17 protein-coding genes are annotated in these 18,890 nt (G+C 59.0%); 11 read left to right on the top strand and 6 right to left on the bottom strand.

Annotated elements, in window-relative coordinates:
* Positions 1–43 precede the first annotated feature (43 nt).
* Together VSS37_RS04625 and VSS37_RS04620 are read left to right on the top strand one after the other, a co-directional pair.
* Positions 44–325 carry a LamG-like jellyroll fold domain-containing protein gene (locus tag VSS37_RS04625; protein WP_324693533.1) on the top strand — a complete coding sequence of 94 codons (282 nt, stop codon included), beginning with the start codon at positions 44–46 and terminating at the stop codon, positions 323–325.
* Positions 322–1,773, top strand: coding sequence for a right-handed parallel beta-helix repeat-containing protein (locus VSS37_RS04620; protein ID WP_324693532.1), 1,452 nt, complete (start codon positions 322–324; stop codon positions 1,771–1,773). Before VSS37_RS04625 ends, VSS37_RS04620 begins: the two co-directional genes overlap by 4 nt.
* Before the next feature lie 14 nt (positions 1,774–1,787).
* Here the strand turns inward: VSS37_RS04620 and VSS37_RS04615 are convergent, their stop codons facing one another.
* The 4 genes from VSS37_RS04615 to VSS37_RS04600 form a co-directional block, all read right to left on the bottom strand.
* The gene (locus VSS37_RS04615) at positions 1,788–4,259 is read right to left on the bottom strand and encodes an ATP-binding protein (protein ID WP_324693531.1); all 2,472 of its coding nucleotides are present in this window, start codon (positions 4,257–4,259) and stop codon (positions 1,788–1,790) included.
* Between the two features lie 11 nt (positions 4,260–4,270).
* Positions 4,271–4,882, bottom strand: a complete 612-nt coding sequence (locus VSS37_RS04610; RefSeq protein ID WP_324693530.1) for a response regulator — start codon at positions 4,880–4,882, stop codon at positions 4,271–4,273.
* A gap of 88 nt (positions 4,883–4,970) precedes the next feature.
* Positions 4,971–7,154 carry a sensor histidine kinase gene (locus VSS37_RS04605; protein WP_324693529.1) on the bottom strand — a complete coding sequence of 728 codons (2,184 nt, stop codon included), beginning with the start codon at positions 7,152–7,154 and terminating at the stop codon, positions 4,971–4,973.
* A gap of 13 nt (positions 7,155–7,167) precedes the next feature.
* Positions 7,168–7,836, bottom strand: coding sequence for a response regulator (locus tag VSS37_RS04600; RefSeq protein WP_324693528.1), 669 nt, complete (start codon positions 7,834–7,836; stop codon positions 7,168–7,170).
* A gap of 163 nt (positions 7,837–7,999) precedes the next feature.
* Here VSS37_RS04600 and VSS37_RS04595 point away from each other — a divergent pair, with 163 nt between their 5' ends.
* The 5 genes from VSS37_RS04595 to VSS37_RS04575 all read left to right on the top strand — a co-directional run bounded on the left by VSS37_RS04595 (position 8,000) and on the right by VSS37_RS04575 (position 14,502).
* Complete coding sequence (locus tag VSS37_RS04595; protein ID WP_324693527.1) at positions 8,000–9,181, top strand: PDC sensor domain-containing protein; 1,182 nt, start codon at positions 8,000–8,002, stop codon at positions 9,179–9,181.
* Positions 9,181–11,589 (top strand): FtsX-like permease family protein, encoded by a 2,409-nt coding sequence (locus tag VSS37_RS04590; protein WP_324693526.1) that lies wholly within the window; start codon positions 9,181–9,183, stop codon positions 11,587–11,589. The genes VSS37_RS04595 and VSS37_RS04590 overlap by 1 nt, the downstream gene beginning before the upstream one ends.
* A 125-nt stretch (positions 11,590–11,714) precedes the next feature.
* Positions 11,715–12,500: an autoinducer binding domain-containing protein gene (locus VSS37_RS04585; protein ID WP_324693524.1), complete on the top strand. Its 786-nt coding sequence runs from the start codon at positions 11,715–11,717 to the stop codon at positions 12,498–12,500.
* Positions 12,497–13,609 carry a lipocalin-like domain-containing protein gene (locus tag VSS37_RS04580; RefSeq protein ID WP_324693523.1) on the top strand — a complete coding sequence of 371 codons (1,113 nt, stop codon included), beginning with the start codon at positions 12,497–12,499 and terminating at the stop codon, positions 13,607–13,609. Before VSS37_RS04585 ends, VSS37_RS04580 begins: the two co-directional genes overlap by 4 nt.
* 20 nt (positions 13,610–13,629) lie before the next feature.
* Entirely contained in the window at positions 13,630–14,502 is an 873-nt protein-coding gene (locus VSS37_RS04575; protein WP_324693522.1) for a GNAT family N-acetyltransferase, read from the top strand.
* Between the two features lie 39 nt (positions 14,503–14,541).
* On the opposite strand, the gene VSS37_RS04570 is transcribed toward VSS37_RS04575, so the two are convergent.
* Complete coding sequence (locus VSS37_RS04570; RefSeq protein WP_324693521.1) at positions 14,542–15,021, bottom strand: Uma2 family endonuclease; 480 nt, start codon at positions 15,019–15,021, stop codon at positions 14,542–14,544.
* Between the two features lie 200 nt (positions 15,022–15,221).
* Here VSS37_RS04570 and VSS37_RS04565 point away from each other — a divergent pair, with 200 nt between their 5' ends.
* The 4 genes from VSS37_RS04565 (at position 15,222) to VSS37_RS04550 (ending at position 18,052) form a co-directional block, all read left to right on the top strand.
* Entirely contained in the window at positions 15,222–15,809 is a 588-nt protein-coding gene (locus VSS37_RS04565; RefSeq protein ID WP_324693520.1) for a superoxide dismutase, read from the top strand.
* Positions 15,810–15,903: 94 nt separating this feature from the next.
* Positions 15,904–16,599 carry a VIT1/CCC1 transporter family protein gene (locus tag VSS37_RS04560; protein ID WP_324693518.1) on the top strand — a complete coding sequence of 232 codons (696 nt, stop codon included), beginning with the start codon at positions 15,904–15,906 and terminating at the stop codon, positions 16,597–16,599.
* A 21-nt stretch (positions 16,600–16,620) separates the two neighbouring features.
* Complete coding sequence (locus VSS37_RS04555; RefSeq protein ID WP_324693517.1) at positions 16,621–17,301, top strand: cytochrome b/b6 domain-containing protein; 681 nt, start codon at positions 16,621–16,623, stop codon at positions 17,299–17,301.
* 169 nt (positions 17,302–17,470) lie between these two features.
* Entirely contained in the window at positions 17,471–18,052 is a 582-nt protein-coding gene (locus VSS37_RS04550; RefSeq protein WP_324693515.1) for a beta-class carbonic anhydrase, read from the top strand.
* Between the two features lie 42 nt (positions 18,053–18,094).
* On the opposite strand, the gene VSS37_RS04545 is transcribed toward VSS37_RS04550, so the two are convergent.
* The gene (locus tag VSS37_RS04545; protein WP_324693513.1) at positions 18,095–18,709 is read right to left on the bottom strand and encodes a ubiquinone biosynthesis accessory factor UbiJ; all 615 of its coding nucleotides are present in this window, start codon (positions 18,707–18,709) and stop codon (positions 18,095–18,097) included.
* Positions 18,710–18,890: the final 181 nt, after the last annotated feature.

Genomic DNA, 18,890 nt, shown 5'->3' with positions numbered 1-18,890 from the left:
TTGAGCGGCTCACATATTCTAAAGCCCCCGGCTTTGCCGGGGGATACTTACTGGTGACTGGATACACTACGTTGCCGTTATCAGCAAACCTGACCATCGTATCTGGTGGTACAAAAACGGCAAGCTGATGGATAGCGATGGCTTTGCCCCAACGGACAGTTACCCTATCCCCGACGCTGATTTACGCAATGGCAATGCTCCCGTGCGGCTGGGCTCACAGGATGGCAAAAGCTTCTTTAAAGGCGAAATCGACAATCTCTATTTTTATAACCGCAAACTCAGTCCGGTGGAGATTGAACAAATTTTCAAGGATGGGACACCATGAAAGCACCCATATTTACCCCAAAACCACTCCCGCATTTACTAGCCAGCGTATTGCTGTCATCAGGCTCTGCCAGCATGATGCAGCCACTAGCGGCGGCTACGTCTCCGGTGACGTGTGGTGGTGTCAGCGACACGCAACTGATACAGGGCATCATCAGCAACAATGCGGGTAAAACCGCCCAATTGCCCATCGGGCGTTGCGTCATAAAAGGCAGCCTACACATTCCAGCTAATACAATAGTGCGTGGCATGTGGCCAACGGCAGCCACGGTACTGACGCAAGCAGCAGGCGCTGGTGATTCTGCCTCACTGATTTATACCGATGGCGCTGGCGTTACCCTGGAAAATATGGAATTGGATGGTGGCCGTTCCCAACAAACCATCGACGAGCATCGGGCTGGTATATTCATCCGGCATGACAAGGCCACTATCCGTAATATCACATCACATGATTTTACTGGCGACGGCTTTTATTTATATAACGGCGCCACCAATGCCAGCATTAGCAACGTCACTGCCTACAACAACGGTCGGGACGGCATTGCCATCACGGGTGCCCGAAATGTGTCAGTCAGCCAGTCGCAATTTTATGGCAATGCAGTTGATCAGGTAGATGTGGAGCCAAGTAAAGGGCAAAAAGTCGCTAATATGACTTTTGACAATATTACAGTGGGAAAGGAAGGGGAAACGCTAACGGGGTATGCAGTAGTATTGGCAGGCCGCCCCCTGTCTGAACCCAATGGCCAAGCGCTGGAACTGGTGTTGCGCAACTCTACCTTGCATGGTGCGGTACGGGTGGTTTATACCCAAAATGCGGTAGTCAGCAATAATAAAATCACAAACATTACTGCCAAACCGGCGATGGAAGTTTATGGTTTTAATCGTGGAGCACGGGTAGAAGGCAATACGATCAATCAGTTAGGTGATGGCTATTGGCCTAATGCAATTTCAGTCACTGGAACGGATGGGGCGGATACCAGTAGCGGCACACAGGTAAAAAATAACACTATCAAGGTAAAAACTTCCACTGGAACAGGTATTTATTTGGGTGGCTTGCTGGATGTGGCCGTTATTGGCAACACTGTCCAAGGGCCTGGTGTTCCCTATCAAGATCCGCAACAACGTTCAGGCATTATTGTGCGGGCAACATTACTCAATCAACCCTTTATAAAAGCCAGTATTATTGGTAATACGATCAAGGATTTCTGGGCGCGCGGCCTTAGTGTGACGGGTAATGCAACATCGGCAGGTGTTGCCAGGCTGAACTTGTTGGAGCTTAAAAACAATACATTTACCAACTCAGCCCCTTCTGGGGTACAAACGATTGGTGCATCATTAGACGACCGTTCTCATGCATTGGTCAGTGCTGATTGCAGTGGCAATCGGGTGGGGCAGGGTGTGGTACAACCGCTTATCAATGTCCCTAATAGCATAAAATGTCCGTTCTGATTTCTGAACAGGGCTCAAATGAGCGTCAATAATGCTTTTAAACTACTCGCCCGCCCCAGATTCCGGTGCAACGCCAACAATCCCGGACTCAATTCCCGCTGAACCCGCTGTTTGCTCGCCTCAAACAGCGGTTGGTTATCCGGCAGCAGCGGTATTTTCAAATGCCCCGCCAAATCTTCCGCCACCACCATGAATTGCCATGCCAACGCCAGTTCGTTGAGCATGGTTTTGGCGACCCCAGCCCCTTTCATCACATTGACCTGCCCCTCCCGATCCCCTAGGTGCAGGTAATCCCCCATGCTGCGCCGGAAAAAGCCAAGGGCGGCTTCGGCATTGCCCTCACTGGCTTCAATCCAGCCCAGGCTGCACAAGGCTTGCGCGTGGTATAGCAATATCCCCAGTTGTTCCGCCATCTGGAGGCTTTGTTGCAGGTAAGCCCGCGCCGCCATCACATCCCCCAGTTTCCAGTGCAGCCGCCCCAGGTTGACCAGGGCGTAAGGCATGCTGATGGTCATGCCAATCTGATGGTTCAGGCGGATGCACTCTTCCAGCGCATTGACCGCCTCGTCATAGCGTTCCAACCACAACAGCGAATGCCCCATATTGACCAGATTGAACTGGTAACCGCCCTCGTCGCCCACGGTTTTGAACAACGCCACACTCTGCTCCCCGCAGCCGATGGATTCCGCATACCGCCCTTGCAGGCGGCGCAACACGCTCAACGCCAGCAGGCCACGGGCGGACTGGATTTGATTCCCCAGATAGCCAGCCATATCCGTACCCCGGCACAGATACTGCTCGGCAACTGTATGGTTATCCGTCAAGGCGGAAATCCCCCCAGCCGTCAGCAACGCCATGGCCTGCGCTACGGAAGGTCGTTCATGCCGGTGCAGCTCAAGGAAACGTTCCGCCCAGCCATACCCTTCCTGCCAGTGGTTCGCCAGAAACCAGAACATCCCCAGCGCGCCCACCATCCTTAGCCCCAGTTCCGGCATCGCTGCCTGCCGGTGGTGCTCAGGGTGGCACAGGCTCAGGCATTCCCGAAAGTTGTCGTGATCCCCTTCCAGGCGGGCAAGTCCAGCCAGTTGCTCCCCACTAAAGATCACGTTGTCCACCTGCTCGACCATTTCCAGATGGTATTCGACAAACCGCTGGGCAACAGCGGGATGTTGTTGGCTGGCAAGGCGGTGGTCGCTGGCGTATTGGCGCATGACTTCATGCAGGGAATAATGCCCCTCTTCATTGCGGCGCAGCATGGATTTGCCAATCAAGCCTGCGTAGTCGCCCAGGTGCGCCCCACTGATCGCTGAAGCCGCATCCCGGCTGAATTTGCCACGGAACAGCGCCAATACTTGCAGGATGCGCTGCTCACGCGGTGAGAGCATTTGCCAGCTTTGCCACAAGACCGAAGCCAGGGCGGAAGGCTCCGGGTCAAGGGCACCATCACCAGCGTGGGTGGTCGCCTGCAAGTGGCGGCGCATTTCCAGCAGGATTTCGGGGCAGGTGAGGTGCTGCACCCAACTGGCGGCGATTTCAATCCCCAGCGGCAGCCCTTCCACCAAACGGCAGATTTCGCGGACAGCCTCGTGCTCGACCGGCTTCAGGGAAAACGCATGGTTCACCCGCCGCGCCGATTGCATGAACAGGTCAAACGCCGCACAACTCCCTGCCAGCTCCCCCTCCGGCGGCAAGGGGAAACCATACAGGTGGTAAAGCCATTCGCCGTAGACATGGGTTGGCAGGCGTGATGTGACCAATATTTTCAGGTGTGGGTTAGCGGCCAGCAGGGCTTGGCAAATCCCGGCTTCAGGCAGCAAATGCTCCATATTGTCCAGCACCAGCAGCAGTTGCCGTGAAGCCAAACCCGTTTGCAATTGCTCAACCGGCTCCCGTATCCCTTGGATGGCGATACCCGCAGCGGCGGCAATGGCGGCAGGGATCAGATCCGGCTCCTGCACTGCGGCCAGTTCCACCCAGCAAACGCCTTGGGCAAACGGGTAGGTGGTTTGTCTGGCGATTGCCTTGGCGAGGCGGGATTTGCCAACGCCCCCCATCCCGACGATGCTGATCAGGCGGCAGGCCGGGTTCGCCAACATTGCCTGCAAATCCTGCTGCTCTTGATGACGCCCCAAAAAGGGCAGCACATCTTCAGGCAGGTTGGTTGCCGGGGCGTCCGCGCATGCATGCGCCACCAGCACATAGCCCCGGCGCGGCACTGTTTTCAGGATTTCATGCTTGTCATCCTGCAAGGCGCGGCGGATGTCCGCCACACATTGCACCAGGGAATCGTCAGTGACCTGCACATTGGGCCAGACTTTCCTGAACAGCTCATCCTTGGACACGACCTTATTGGCTTGTGTGGCCAATTCGTGCAGAACCTGTAATGACTGATGGCGCAGGGTGCATGGCTGGCCTTGCGTATCCAGCAGTTGTTGTTGCGCCATGTCGTAATGGTGGCTTCCAAGCCGTAGTGTATGGGGAGTCATCTTGCCTCCGTTTATGTGTCAGTAAGCCCTGTAGCCGCCAGTTTGCGGTAAACATTGCGGATAAAATGGGCTATCCGGGTATAGGTCAAGCCCAAAAGATCAGCCGTCTCCTGTTTGTTGAACCCTTTGGCGATCAGGCGCAGCACTTCACTTTCCTTGAAGTCCAGCGCAGGCATGATGCCTGTATCCCATGCTGGATCCGGTTCAAAATGCCGCAATATCCGCCGCGCCAGGGCAGGGGACATGGGTGGGTCATCGCGGAGGATGGCCAGCAATTCCTGGGCAAACAGTTCTGCCGGGGTGTCTTTGAGCAAATAGCCATGGGCACCCGCCAGGATTGCCTGCAATAGGGATTCTTCGTCGTCCAGCAGCACGGTGGCGACAATATGGGCGTCAGGGCAATGGCGGCGGATGCTGCGGGTCAGGTCAAGCCCATGGGGATTGGGCAGGCTGATGTCCAGCAACGCCAAGCCAAAACAGTGGGTCTTCTGGATAATGTCCTGCGCTGGCTGGCAGACCGGATAGCGGCTGATGCGCAATCCGTCTCCCCAGATTTGCCTGAGGATGGCTTCCAGCCAGGGGCGGATTGCCCCGATGCTTTCAACAACCAGCACATCTTGCATGAGACGCTTCCTGTCATTTTGTGGACAAGTTTAGCGGCCTGGCCCGCTAGTGGCATGCCCTATGTGGATACGTCTGTTTGGATAGCCCTCATGCTGTTTGCAACGGCAGCGTGAGCGTGGTGCGCAGTTGCCCTTGTTCTGCCTGATGGGTGCATTCCAGCGTCCCCTGCACAATCTCCAGCCGCCGCCGCAAGCTGGACAAGCCTGTCCCTTCCTGCCACTCTTGAGGCGCAGTTGTTGCCCCGTCATGGCTGATGGCCATTTCCAGCCCTTCCCCATCTGGCTTGAAATCTGCGTGCAACTGTGTCGGCTGCGCATGTTTCAACGCATTCGTCACCAGTTCCCGCAGGATATGCGCCAATTCCAACGCTTGCCGGGGCGCAATCTCCAGCCTTTCCAGCCCCTCATCCGTTTGCCAGTGCAGGGAAACGCCCGCCGCTTCCGCCCGGCTGATGGTTTCCGCCCGCCAGTCCGCCAGATGTTCCCCCAGCCGTAATGGCGTCTGTTTCAGCGAAAGCTTGACGGTCTCCCGCAGGATTTGCAGCGTTTCCCGCGCCGCCTTTTTGTGTTCCGGTTGCGGCAATTCATGGCTCAGGGTCAGCAGCCGGGCACCGACGGTGTCGTGCAGGTCGTGCATGATGCGCTGGCGTTCCGCCTGCACCGCCTGCCGCCGCGCTTCGCTGGCGGCGCTGACCATGCGGGCGATCGCCAGCAGCGATTCCGCCATCGCCACATCCGCCTTGCCAAACAGGTGCGCGCCCAGATGCTTGCCGGTAATGCGGTAAAGCTGGTCGCCCGGCAGGTTGGGGATGAGCAGGTGCAGGCCGTTGTCCCCCAGTTTGATGCGGCCATCTGCATCCGCTGGCACAGGCTCCAGGTGCAGGGGCTGGAAGCGTTCCCGCAGTGTTTCCCGCCAGCTCGCCTCAAACGCTTGCGGGGTCACGGCCTGGGTGATGGAGGCGCTGAAGGTCGGCAAAAAAGCCTGCAAGGATTGCCGGTCAGCGGGCATGAACCGCCCCAGCAGCCACTGGCGTAGCGGAAAATACACAAATCCGGCGACCACCAGCGCCATCCCCAACGCATAGGTTCCGGACAGGTGCAGCAAACCCGCCAGCAGGATGTCGGCGGCGATCACTAGGCTGCCGCCAAACGCCCACATCAGCGATTTGAAACACCAGTATTCCGCTTCAAACAGCCGGAAGCGCAGGATGCCCGCCACCCAGCCGCCGAACATGCTGATGATGAACACATGCGCAACCAATGGGGTGATGTAGGGTTCTTGCCCCAATGTTGTCGGTATGGCGTACAACAGGATGGTCAAGCCGGTCGGGACTTGTATGGAAAAGTGCAGCACCATCAGGGTGACGCGGTTGACCGGATTTTGCCGGGCGGCCCGCCATTGCCGGTAACTGACCAGCACCATGGCGGCATACAGCACCAGAAACTGGAAAATGAAAATATGCAGTGGTGCCTCCACCCAGCGAAAATGGTAGTTGAGCGACAGCCCCAGCCACAATCCGGCATACGCCAGCAGCGCTTCCAGCCCCAGCACCCGCTGCGGGTAATAGGTGAGGATGGCGCACACGGCCATGCCCAGCAGGAACATTGACCCATTGCCCAGCGATGTCAGCAATAAAATCCATTCGGGGTTAAGCGTCAGCTCCCGTTGGTACAGCACGCAGAAGACCGCGCCGAAGAAGCTGTAACTGATGCCTGCCAGATACAGGAAGGTGGATTCCAGCGTGTGCGGTTTATACAGCCATACCAATGCGCCAACCAGTGGCAGCAACACATGTAGCGGCAATAACAGCCAGACATAGCCGGGGATGCTGCCAATGGGGGTGTGACGCTGGGGCGTGAGCGTGGCGTGTCGGCCATCCTGGGTGGACAGCGTGATGGGTTCAGCGTTGGTCAACGCCTTCCACAGCTTGGTTTGCTGCGCCAGCCGTTGGTCCAGCGTGGCGTAATCGGGTGCGGAGAGGTATTCATCACGCCCGTCGCTGGTCAGCTCGACGGATTGTGTGGGCGTCGATAATGTGACTAATTGTTGCCCTACGTGCAGATCCGTTTGCCGGGCGGCGGGGGAACCTGGGGTGATGCCAGTTATGCGCACATGCCCGCTGGCCATATCCGGACGGGTCTGGATGCCAGTCCACGGCTGTTGTTTCAGCCCATACAGCGCCACGCCTTGCAAACCGGTGGCCACAACCAACGTCAGCAGGATGAAGATGGAGGGGGAGGTGAAGAACAGTGAACGCCAGTAAACAGTCATGCATGCCCCTGGCTTAGTTCATGGGGTTCACCAGACCCATCCGGCAGGCTTCCATGGTGGCTTCTGCGCGGCTGGAGATGTCCAGTTTTTGGTAGACATCGCGGATATAGCGCGCCACGGTATTGCCGGAAAGCCCCAGATGGGCGGCGACTTCATTGCGGCTCAGGCCCTTTGCCACCAGCGTCAGCACCTCCTGTTCACGCTGGCTGAGATGCCTGGCGTCCGGGTGCAAGGTTGGGGGCGGGGCGGGGTTGGTGCTTTCCCGCTCCGCAAAATGGCGTAGTATCTGCCTTGAAACGCTGGGGGAAATCGGCGGGTCGCCGTTGAGGATGCCTTGCAGTTTCTGGACGAACACCTGTGGCGGCGAGTCTTTCAGCAAGTAGCCATGGGCACCCGCTTTTAATGCCCGCAGGATATGTTCCTCATCGTCAAAAATGGTGGTGATGACGACATAAGCGTCAGGACAGCGTTGGCGTATGCAGCGCACCAAGTCAATGCCGCTGCCATCGGGCAGGTTGATGTCCAGCAAGGCGAGGTTGATGGCGGCGGTTTGCATGAATTCCCGCGCTTGCTGGCAGGAGCTGCAATGTACGGTCTGTATGCCATTGAATGCTTCCTGGAGCACTCCTTGCAGCCACTGTCCGGTAGTGGCGACATCTTCGACGATCAGGGCATGTTGCATTGGCTGCCTGCTTTTTTCACGGGTGGCGGAAGGTAATTGTTGGCGGGTATTTCCGTTTGGATGATAGTACAGCCAGAATTGGCTGTCGTTTGGTTTGTGGGGTATCCCGCACGTCACGCAGCCTAAACCATGAACATTTTGATAAATACTTGGAAATAATGGGATGACCTACACCCTGAAACACACCATCAACGCCCAGCGCGCCCGTCTCAAGGACATGCTGGGCAACACCCTCAGCCAGGATGCGAAGGAATTGCCGCCTTTGTTGGGCGACCCCGATGGGCTGGACAAGCATTTGGCGGAGCTTTTCACCAAGCTGGAATTATGCAAATACATTTACGTGCTGGACGCCCAAGGCATCCAGGTCAGCTCCACGGTCAACCGTTTCGGGCCGGATGAAGAGGCACGCGGGCGCAACCGTTCAGACCGGCCTTATATGTTTGAAATGTATAAGGAGAATTGCTATTTCAGCCTTTCGGAGGCCTACATCAGCCGCAACAAGAAACGCCCGTCGCTGACCGCGATCCAGACGATCTGTGATGGGCATGGCCAGCGGATCGGTTTCCTTGGTGTCGACTACGACCTGCGCGAATTGCCGCATTCCGAAGTGATTTACGAGGAGCCCAGCCAATGGCGGCAGATCAAGGGTGACCCGGCGATCCGTGGCGGCTTGTTCTTGCAGGAACGGGTGGAAAGCCTGATGGACCGGCACATCGATGACGTGCTGTCGGTGCATGAGGCGCTGATGCTGGATCAGGGCGTGCATCATGTGCAGATACATTTTTCCAGCAGCCGCTCAACCATCTGGCATGTGGATGACCCGTATGTGTACCGCATCCTGACCATGGATGAGCTGATTAATCCGAATATTTGCCTGGCTTATCCGCGCCGAACCTATTTCGAGCGCGCCATCGTGCCGCCCGCCGAGGTGGGCAGGATACTGCGCCAGTTCAGGGCGCTGCGGTTCGCGGATGAAACGATTTACCTGCGCTACGGCTCGCTGAATATCGTCAATGGCAAGATTGGCCTGAATTTTTCCTGCGATGGCACGCATTACCTCAACTATGACGAATTCCTCGCCAAGGGGCTGGAGTTCTGGTTCGGCGGCCAGCATTTCCCGCAGGCGCTGGCGCCCGCCGAAGCCCTCGATTATGCCAAGCTGGACAACAAGATTGAGGAACTGGCCGCGCGCGGTTGCGTACAGGTCAACAAGCTGCTGTACATGCTGGAAAAGGAGGAAATCCCCGAGTGCTTGCAGGATTACACGCAGGGCGAACGCGATTATGTCTACCACGAACTCAAATCGGTGATGGACGTTTATGAAGGCGGCGTTTGCGGTATCTGATGATGCGCACTCCATTGCTTGCCCGTTCCAGTTGGCGATTTTTCATCCATCATCCATGGCAGTTGTGGCTGACCCTGTTGAGCATTGCGCTGGGGACGGCGGTGATTGTCGCTGTCGACCTGGCCAACCAGACGGCGCGGGATTCTTTCCAGCAGTCGGTGAATGCGCTGTCTGGCGGCATGACGCACACCATCACGGCGGTGCGTGGCAACATCCCCGACGATTTTTACCGGCAGTTGCGGGTGGAATGGGGCTATCGGGATGCGGCGCCGCTGGTGGAAACCACGTTGCTGCGGGATGGTGCGCAATACACGCTGCTGGGCGTTGACCCCTTTGCCGCGCCCTTGCAGCAGGGGGCGAAGCTGAAGCTGGCGGCGGCGGATGTGCGGCGTTTGCTGATGGAGCCGGGGGCGATGGTGCAGGCGGGGGATGATGTGTGGGTGACGGACATCGCCACGGCGCAAGGTGAATCCCCCGGCCTCACCAGCATCCAGCTCAAACTGACCGATGCCGAAGCCGCCGCCTTGCAAGCCCGCCTGCCGCCCACCCTCAAGCTCGAATCTTTCCGCAACCGCCAGCAGGTGTTTGACCAGATGACGCAGGCCTTCCAGACCAACCTGACGGCGATGAGCCTGCTGGCGGTGCTGGTGGGGACATTTCTGGTTTACAACACCATGACGTTTTCGGTGCTGCAACGGCGGCGGAGTTTTGCCATTGGGCGGATGGTGGGCGTGACCGGCGGGCAGTTGTTCCGCCATCTGCTGCTGGAGGCGCTGGTGCTGGGCGTGGTGGGCGGTGTCCTGGGCGTGCTGCTGGGGGTATTGTTGGGGCAAGGCCTGTTGGTGCTGGTGACGCAGACCATCAGCGACCTGTATGTGGAGGTGCGGGCGACGGATTTGTTGCTGACGCCAGCGTTGGCGCTGCAAGGCGTGGGCGTCACCTTGCTGGCGGTGCTGGCGGCGACGTTGGCCCCGGCGCTGGAAGCGGCGCGGGTGTCGCCGATGCAGGTTGCCCGCCAGTCGGCGCTGGAGCAGGGCGGCAGGCGGATTGGCACGACGCTGGCAGTGGTGGGGGCGTTGCTGATGCTGGCGGGCTGGGGGGTGGTCGGCGCTTCCGGCAAGAGCCTGCTGGCGGGTTTCGTCGGGCTGTTCGTGCTGATGGTGGGGTATAGCCTGGCGACGCCGCTGGTGTTGCGGCTGGGGTTGGGTGGATTGCGGCGGGTTCCCGGTTTGCAACGGGGTTTGCTGGCGCGGATGGCGGTGCGCGGTGTTGAGGCCAGCCTGAGCCGCACAGCGCTGGCGATTATTGCGCTGACTGTGGCGGTGGCGGCGACGGTGGGTGTGAGCGTGATGATTGGCTCGTTCCGCGCCAGTGTGGCGGAATGGCTGGAAATGACGCTGGCCAGTGATGTGTATGTGTCGGCCACCAATGGGCGTTCCTCGCAGGTGAACGGGACGCTGAACCCGCAGTGGCTGGAGCGGGTGCAAGCCTTGCCGGAGGTGGCGGCGGTCAGCACCGGGCGCACGGTGCGCCTGGAGGTGGATGGCTTCCCGGTTCCGGTGCTGGTGTTGCAGCCGGGCGGCCATAGCGGGCGTGGGTTTGCGTTTTTGCAGGGGGATGGGGAGGCGGTTTGGCGGCGCTTCCTCAATGGCGAAGGGCTGCTGGCGTCGGAGCCGTTTGCTTACCATCACGGCAAGCGGGCGGGCGACACGGTGAAGGTGGTGACGGAACAGGCGGGCACGCTGGAATTGCCGGTGCTGGGCGTATTCCGCGATTACAGCGCCACCCAAGGCATGGCGGTGCTGCCGCGCAGCCTGTACGGACGTTACTGGGCAGACCGGGGGATTTCTTCCATCGGCATGGTGTTGGCACCGGGGGCGGATGCGGCGTCGCTCAAGCGCAAGCTGCAAGGCTGGGCGGGAACCTTGCAATTGCCGGGCGAGCCGCTGGTGGTGCGTTCCAACCGCGACATCCGGGAGGCTTCGCTGGCAGTGTTCGACCGCACCTTTGCGGTCACCAACGTGTTGCGCCTGCTGGTGATCATTGTCGCTTTCGTGGGGGTGTTCAGCGCGCTGATGGCATTGTTCCTGGAAAAGGGGCGCGAGTACGCCATCCTGCGCGCCACGGGTTTCACGCCCGGGCAGTTGCGGCGGCTGGTGATGGGGCAGGCGGTGCTGGTTGGGCTGCTGGCGGGGCTGCTGGCCTTGCCGCTGGGTGGGCTGATGTCGCTGGTGCTGATCGATATTATCAACCAGCGCTCGTTCGGCTGGACGATGCAGACGCATTTTTCCCTGCTGGCCGGTGTGCAGGCGTTGGCGCTGGCGCTGGCGGCGGCGTGGCTGGCGAGCCTTTATCCGGTGCGCAGGATTGGCGGCATATCACTGCGGGCTGGATTCCAGTTGAATTAATGTGTAAAAATTTTGATTTTTCATGGCGTTTCGGGTGAAGTGGCATACTACAATCATCCTGTTAACGTTCAGGCGTATAAATGGCGGCGAGGGGCCTGCCGAACGGATGCGCAAGAGAGTCAAAAATGGGAAGGAAAGTGGATTATGCGTGCCTGGGCAGGTTTATGGATGACCTGTTGTCTGCCGGGTCACTGCATGAGCGTTTCCAGGTGTATGAGAAATATATCCAAGATCTTGGGTTTGATGGCTTCACCTACACGTATATCCCGAATATCCAGTTGGAGGCCCGTTTTCCGGTGTCGCCGGTATTCGCATTCAGCCACACCTATCCGGTTGCTTTTCTGGAGCATTACGCGGAAGCGCGGTTTGACCAGCAGGATTTCACCATCCGCAGGGGCGTCATGGAAAAGTGCATGGATGTCATGGACTGGCGCGAACATGAACGCAATGGCTTGATTTCAGCACCGGAACGCGAGGTGGTGGTGGTGGCGCGTGAAGATTACCAATTGCGCAACGGGTTGACTGTCCCAACGATGAACAACCAGTTGGGCATTGCGGGCGCGAGTGTGGTCAGCCTAGAAAAGGACGAACTTTTCAGGCGGTTGAAGCAGGAACATGTCGGTACTTTGCTGCGGATAACGCAGTGTTTCCATGCCCATACCTTTGTGGATCAGCAATTGAACAAACGGTTTCTGGAGCCGATCCTGCGGCACCTGAACCAGAAGGAGGTCGAAATCCTGCGTCATCTCGCCAGTGGCAAAGCCTTCAAGAATATCGAATATTCGGTGGATGTGGCGTCCTATAAGGTGGCGGCCAATATCCTGGACAAATTGCGCGTCAAGTTTGGCGGCATTACCCGTGACCGGCTGATGTTCCTGGTCGGCTTGCTGAATTTGCTGGAGCAGGAATGAAGTTCGCTGCGCTGTTGGTTTGCTTGCTGCTGGCGGGGTGCGGCAAAGCGCCGGAGAATGGGGGCAGCGCCTTTGACCTGAATGAGGCGTTGGGGGGTGTGGCGGATGCCGGGTTCGCCCGTGCCACCGGCTCCCGCGAATTCCATTTTCCGCAAGATCATGCGGCGCATCCGGCTTTCCGCAATGAGTGGTGGTATGTGACCGGCAACCTGCAAACGGCGGAAGGGTGGCGGTTCGGTTATCAGGTCACCTTGTTCCGCATTGCATTGTCGCCGCATCCGCCCGCAAGTCCGTCCGTATGGGCGGCCAACCAAGTGTGGATGGCGCATGTGGCGCTGACTGATGTGGAATCCGGCGGGCATTGGCAAGACCAACGTTTCGCCCGTGGCGCAGTGGGGTTGGCGGGGCAGTCCGTCAAGCCGTTCCGCGTCTGGCTGGAAGACTGGGAGATTGTCGGCGACGGCGCGGGCGATTTTCCTTGGGCAATCGGCGTCAAAACCCGCGACTTTACCCTTGACCTGCAACTGAGGCCGGAAAAGCCGCCGGTGTTGCAGGGCGATCATGGCCTGAGCCGGAAAAACGGCGAACTGGGCAACGCCTCCTGGTATTACTCCATGACCCGCTTGCGGACGCTGGGCGACATCTGGCATGGAGGCGAACATTTCACCGTTACGGGCGAATCCTGGCTGGACCGGGAATGGAGCACCAGCGCCTTGGGGGCGGATCAGGCGGGGTGGGATTGGTTTTCGCTGCAATTGCAGGACGGGCACGACCTGATGTATTACCGCCTGCGCCGGAAATCGGGGGAAGCCGACCCCTATAGCGCAGGCAAGTGGGTGTTGCCGAAGGGAACAGCGGAAACGTTGGCGGCGGATGATGTGGCGTTGCGGCCCCTGCGTTATTGGCGGGCGGCAAGCGGCGCGCGCTATCCGGTGGCGTGGGAAATGACCTTGCCACGGCAACAGCGGCGCTGGCGGGTGGAGGCGCTGGTGGACGACCAATTGATGCGGACGGGCATCACCTATTGGGAAGGGGCGGTGAAAATTCTGGATGCGGCAAGCGGCCGCTTGCTGGGGTATGGGTATTTGGAAATGTCGGGGTATGAGTAAGCGTGAAGGAAATCGCCGCCATGCACACCAAAAAACTGGACAACACCCACAGGGATGCCGTGCTGCATTTCCTGTCCCTGCACCTGGACAGCAGCATGGTTCTCTACAGCAACGTCAGCCAGTATGGCCTCGCATACGCCGGTCAGCCCGGTCAGGGCGAATATTTCGGGGCATTTTCCCCGCAAGGCGCATTGCTCGGCGTGATGGCGCATTACTGGCATGGCGGCATCTTCCTACAGGCTCCGGATGAGCCGGTTCGGATTGCCCTGATGCAGGCGTTTCGCCAGCAGGTTTCCCGGCCTGTCGATAAAGCGGTGGGGACGGCGGCGCAGGTGGAAAGCGTGGTGAAAACCTGGGGTTTGTCCGCTGAGGACTTCCGCCTGGATTCCGTGCAGCAGCTTTATCGGCTGGAATTGTCAGCGCTGAAGCCGCCGGAGGATGGACGTAGCCAGCATTGCCGCATCATTACGCCGCAGGCGCAGCACCGCCCGTTGCTGGAGCGCTGGTTCCGGGCGCACTTTCTGGAAAGCCTGGGCGCTACCGACGATGACAACCTCACCCAGACGGTCGCCAACCGGGTCGGGCAGTTATTGGCGGAAGGCCATGACTGGTTGCTGGAATACGGGGACGAATTGGTTTGCCTCAGTGGTTTCAATGCCCGCTTGCCCGGCTGGGTGCAGGTCGGGCCGGTCTGGACGCCGCCGGAGCACCGTAACCGTGGTTACGCCCGCATCCTGACGGGCCTTACGCTCAAGGCTGCTGCTGCCGAAGGCGTCCACACGGCAATCCTGTTTACGGACAATCCGGCTGCCATGCGGGTGTATGAAGCGCTCGGCTTCCAGCGGATTGGTGATTACCGGGTGACGCTTTTCAAGCAGGCCGTGGGTCAATGAACCGCTGGTTGTGGGGTGTTGGCGAGTACGTCCGGATTTCTAAACGGTCACCGTACACCCGCATTCCAGCCGGATTTTCACCGGCGAAATATGCTGCGCCGCCCTGTCCTTGCGCACATGCAGCACCGCCAACGTATACGGGTTAAACACCACAATATCCTTGACCCCCTGCGACAGGTAAAACGGCGGGCCAATTTGCAAATCCTTGGCCTCGTAGCCCTTGCTGATGATTTCGATCACCGCTTCGGGGATCAGCCGGATAGCCTCTTCTTCTTCATCCGGCTCGCGGCAAAAAATGGAGATGTCGGGGCGTTTCAGCGAACCATCCGTGAAAGCCACGTAAACATCTGCGATATGCACACAAGCGCAGGCCGCCGCTGTGGCTGGCTCAATACTGTTGCGGATGCGGTCAACCGCTTTCTGATGACGGTAAACAGGTTGCGCTTCCCAGATCGGCAAGCCGTTGACGATTTCCAGCCTGACGCCCAGTTCCTCCGCCTGCAATAATCGGGAATCCACGCTGTACCTCCAGGTTGATGGGTCGCAATGGTTTCAGGATAGCGGCAAATCAAGAGCGGCCACAACCCCTGCGGGGGAAGGGTTTGCATGACATCGCCATGATAATTCATCAATCAAAAACAGGCTTATTGCACATTTTGCCGAAAATGGCCTATCTTACGGCCTATCCATAATCTAACGACTTAGAGGAGTAACGACTCATGACCCATACACTGCCCGACCTGCCTTATGCAAAAGACGCGCTGGCCCCGTACATGTCAGCCGAGACGTTGGAATACCACCACGACAAGCACCACAATGCCTACGTCACCAACCTGAACAACTTGGTTCCGGGCACCCAGTTTGAAAGCATGGGTCTGGAAGAGATCGTGAAAGCGGCACCTGCTGGCGGTGTTTACAACAATGCGGCCCAGGTCTGGAACCACACCTTTTTCTGGAGCTGCCTGAAGCCTAATGGCGGCGGTGCTCCGGAGGGCGCATTGGCGGCTGCCATCAACGCCAAATGGGGTTCCTTCGATGAATTCAAGAAAGCCTTCACGGCTTCCGCTGTCGGCAACTTCGGTTCCGGCTGGACTTGGCTGGTGAAAAAGGCGGATGGCTCCGTCGACATCGTCAACATGGGCGCGGCGGGCACCCCGCTGACCACTGGTGACACTGCGCTGCTATGCATCGACGTATGGGAGCACGCCTATTACATCGACTACCGCAACCTGCGCCCGAAGTTCGTGGAAACCTTCCTGAACAGCTTGGCGAACTGGGGCTTTGCCGAGGCCAACTACGCCGCCTGAGCGCGAAATCCCGTTGTCATTTCCAAAAAACCGGGCGTGTCCCGGTTTTTTTATGGGTCATTGTCCCTAATCCGTTTTTTTGCAGGGTCGGAAGATGCCGCATAAACCAGAACAGCATTTCAGCCAGCGTATCGGCTGGCTGCGCGCTGCCGTGCTGGGCGCAAATGATGGGATCGTGTCCACCGCCAGCCTGGTGGTGGGGATCGCCGCCGCCAGTAGCGGGCGGGCGGAACTGACGCTGGCCGCCATCGCCGGGCTGGTGGCCGGGGCGATGTCGATGGCCGCCGGGGAATATGTTTCCGTCAGTTCACAGGCCGACACCGAGCAGGCCGACCTGGAGCGCGAACGTTTCGAGCTCGAAAACAATGAGCGTTACGAGCGCAAGGAACTGACCGACATTTACGTGCAGCGTGGCCTGGATCGGGCGCTGGCGGCGCAGGTCGCTGACCAGTTGATGGCGCATGACGCGCTCGGCGCGCACGCCCGCGATGAGCTGGGGTTGTCGGAAACCCACCAGGCGCGCCCGTTACAGGCGGCGCTGACCTCGGCGGCGACGTTTTCTGTGGGCGCGGCCCTGCCGACGCTGCTGACGGTGTTGGCACCGATGGACATTATGATCCCGGCGGTGGCGGCCAGTTCGCTGCTGTTTCTCGCCGTCATGGGGGCGGTCGCCGCCAGGACTGGAGGCTCAGGCCTGTTCAAGGGCGCAATCCGGGTGACATTTTGGGGGGCGCTGGCGATGGCGGTCACCGCCGGGATCGGCTATCTGTTTGATACGGTCGCAGTCTGAATTTTTTGCAAGGAGAGCGCCATGCCGCAAGAAAACATCCGTTACGTTCCGGTCTGGTCAGGCTGGGTGCGATTGACGCACTGGCTGATTGCGGCAGGTGTGCTGTTCCAGTTCGCCAGCGCCTGGGCGATTGGGTTGGGCGCGGCGGATTACGCATTCTGGCGCGACTGGCACCTGATCTGTGGGCAATTGCTGGTCGTGGCGGTGGCGGCGCGGGTGATCCTGCTGTTCATGCTGCCCGGCAGCGCACATTGGCGGGCGTTGTCGCCAGACCGGGCGCAATGGGCTGGGGCAAAGCAGATGCTGCTGTTTTACCTGAGCTTTGCACGTTGGCCGCTACCGAACTGGTTTGCGCACAATCCGTTCTGGCGGCAGTTGTACCCGTTGCTGTGGCTGGTGTTGCTGGCGTGCGCGTTTAGCGGGCTGTATTACAATTCGGCCAGTGCTTTCCTGGGTATGTCGATGTTCAACTGGCATCGCGTACTGGCCGACTTCATCCTGATTTTCACGGTTGCGCACCTATTGGCGGTGTTCCTGCACGACCTGAAAGGCAAGGGCGCGACGGTTTCCGGCATGATCAGCGGCTACCGCTATTTCCATATCGAGGGGCAAGCTGGCGGGAAGGACGCCCTGCCCGCCGGGAACCAATCCGCCGTCGTGCACGTTTCCATCGACCGTATCGGCAAGCCGCCGAAGCGCTAGGTTCCGGTGTGGAGATTCGTCAGGAATTGCGTGGTTTGTGGAGAGCTGCGCCGGTTCGGCCTATAGTCATGAAATCCACCATAACAAGCCTGATAACGTGGCCGGAGTCTCCGCTCACCGCCGGTGCTTCGGCTGGCAAGCCATGCGGTGAAGCGAAAGGAGGATAATCATGAGCAAGGTACTGGATGAAGTGCTGACCGCCAACGCCAGCTATGCCGCCGATTTTGGCGAGAAAGGCGATTTGCCGATGCCGCCGGGCAGGCGTTTCGCCATTCTGACCTGCATGGATGCGCGGCTGGATCCTGCCAAATACGCAGGGCTGGCGGAAGGCGACGCGCATGTGATCCGGAATGCGGGCGGCAGGGCCAGCGATGACGCAATCCGTTCACTGGTCATTTCCTACAAGCTGCTGGGGACGAAAGAGTGGTTCGTGGTGCACCACACCGACTGCGGCATGCTGACATTCACCAATGAAGTCATGGGCGACCTGCTGGCCAGCAGCCTGAAAACAGCTTCCATCGATGCCAACGGCTGGCATGACAGCGGGGACGGGCCGGGCACGGCCAATGGCAAATTTGTGCAGTGGCTGACCATCAATAATCTGGAGCAAAGCGTGGTGGAGGATGTGCAGCGCATCCGCGAAAGCCCGATGGTGCCTGCTGATATTCCCATTTACGGCTATATCTACGATTGCCGCACCGGCAAGTTGGTCGAAGTGCCGGATGCAACGGCAGCGGGTCGGGCCGGTTGAATGTGATGTGGACGGGGCGGCTTGCCGGTCGCCCTGTTCCCGTCAATCCTGCTCCAGCCGTTTGAGGCGCGCTTCCAGCCGGTCGGTGTCCATCCGCAATGTGTCGACGGCGTCCAGGAATTGGCGGATTTCGGCTTCGGCGGGCAGCAGGCGGGCTTCTTCCTGCAAATATTCCTGCGTGTTCAGGCGCATGGCGTGGGCGGAACCGTCCAGCCAGCCTTTGGCGGCGCGCGTCAATTGCCCCATCTGATGCGCCACAACGTCGCCGACCGCCTGTGACAGCAATTCTTCCCAATCCACCCGGACAGCGCGCAGGATGTCGCTGAAGCGGTTGCCCAGCCCCATGTCGCCGTCGATCTTGACGCCCTGTTCCAGCATCGCCTTGCCGACATCTTCAGCGGCGGACAGGCGCATCAGCGCCAGCGCGGAGGCGTGGATGGTGACATCCGGTTCGGCGTCGTACTCAGTGGCGACACGCACATTGTCCGCCGTCGGCAGGAAATACAGTTTCAGGTCGGGGTTGCTGACATGCAGGCAGATCAGCTTGCCCTGCATGGCTTGCAGGCGTTCCAGCGCATTGCCGTGGGTTTTCTTGTCCAGCTCCAGCCAGGTGTTGAAGGCGGTTTCGAGGGTGGCGGTGAGGGCGGTGAACAGCATGTCGTCATTACCTTTACAGCGGTTTTGTGCATGATACTACAGCGCCGGATGCTTTTTACGCCCGATTGATGTCTAATAAACACCCATTTCAAACGAGGGATTCACGGGCATATGCAATACGTTCTGATCAAGGGTTCATTCCACGTTGTGGGCTTTTCACCGGATGGCGACTCCATGATGT

The sequence above is a fragment of the Candidatus Thiothrix phosphatis genome (assembly GCF_035668035.1).
Taxonomy (GTDB): Bacteria; Pseudomonadota; Gammaproteobacteria; order Thiotrichales; family Thiotrichaceae; genus Thiothrix; species Thiothrix phosphatis.
The sequence above is the reverse complement of the archived record's forward strand: the minus strand, read 5'-3'. Positions and strand labels throughout refer to the sequence as shown.

Bases quoted from the DNA above. Each gene is read 5' to 3' on its own strand.
- VSS37_RS04620 (WP_324693532.1), top strand. From the start codon at position 322: ATGAAAGCACCCATATTTACCCCAAAACCACTCCCGCATTTACTAGCC.
- VSS37_RS04615 (WP_324693531.1), bottom strand. From the start codon at position 4,259: ATGACTCCCCATACACTACGGCTTGGAAGCCACCATTACGACATGGCG.
- VSS37_RS04610 (WP_324693530.1), bottom strand. From the start codon at position 4,882: ATGCAAGATGTGCTGGTTGTTGAAAGCATCGGGGCAATCCGCCCCTGG.
- VSS37_RS04605 (WP_324693529.1), bottom strand. From the start codon at position 7,154: ATGACTGTTTACTGGCGTTCACTGTTCTTCACCTCCCCCTCCATCTTC.
- VSS37_RS04600 (WP_324693528.1), bottom strand. From the start codon at position 7,836: ATGCAACATGCCCTGATCGTCGAAGATGTCGCCACTACCGGACAGTGG.
- VSS37_RS04595 (WP_324693527.1), top strand. From the start codon at position 8,000: ATGACCTACACCCTGAAACACACCATCAACGCCCAGCGCGCCCGTCTC.
- VSS37_RS04590 (WP_324693526.1), top strand. From the start codon at position 9,181: ATGATGCGCACTCCATTGCTTGCCCGTTCCAGTTGGCGATTTTTCATC.
- VSS37_RS04585 (WP_324693524.1), top strand. From the start codon at position 11,715: ATGGGAAGGAAAGTGGATTATGCGTGCCTGGGCAGGTTTATGGATGAC.
- VSS37_RS04580 (WP_324693523.1), top strand. From the start codon at position 12,497: ATGAAGTTCGCTGCGCTGTTGGTTTGCTTGCTGCTGGCGGGGTGCGGC.
- VSS37_RS04575 (WP_324693522.1), top strand. From the start codon at position 13,630: ATGCACACCAAAAAACTGGACAACACCCACAGGGATGCCGTGCTGCAT.
- VSS37_RS04565 (WP_324693520.1), top strand. From the start codon at position 15,222: ATGACCCATACACTGCCCGACCTGCCTTATGCAAAAGACGCGCTGGCC.
- VSS37_RS04560 (WP_324693518.1), top strand. From the start codon at position 15,904: ATGCCGCATAAACCAGAACAGCATTTCAGCCAGCGTATCGGCTGGCTG.
- VSS37_RS04555 (WP_324693517.1), top strand. From the start codon at position 16,621: ATGCCGCAAGAAAACATCCGTTACGTTCCGGTCTGGTCAGGCTGGGTG.
- VSS37_RS04550 (WP_324693515.1), top strand. From the start codon at position 17,471: ATGAGCAAGGTACTGGATGAAGTGCTGACCGCCAACGCCAGCTATGCC.
- VSS37_RS04545 (WP_324693513.1), bottom strand. From the start codon at position 18,709: ATGCTGTTCACCGCCCTCACCGCCACCCTCGAAACCGCCTTCAACACC.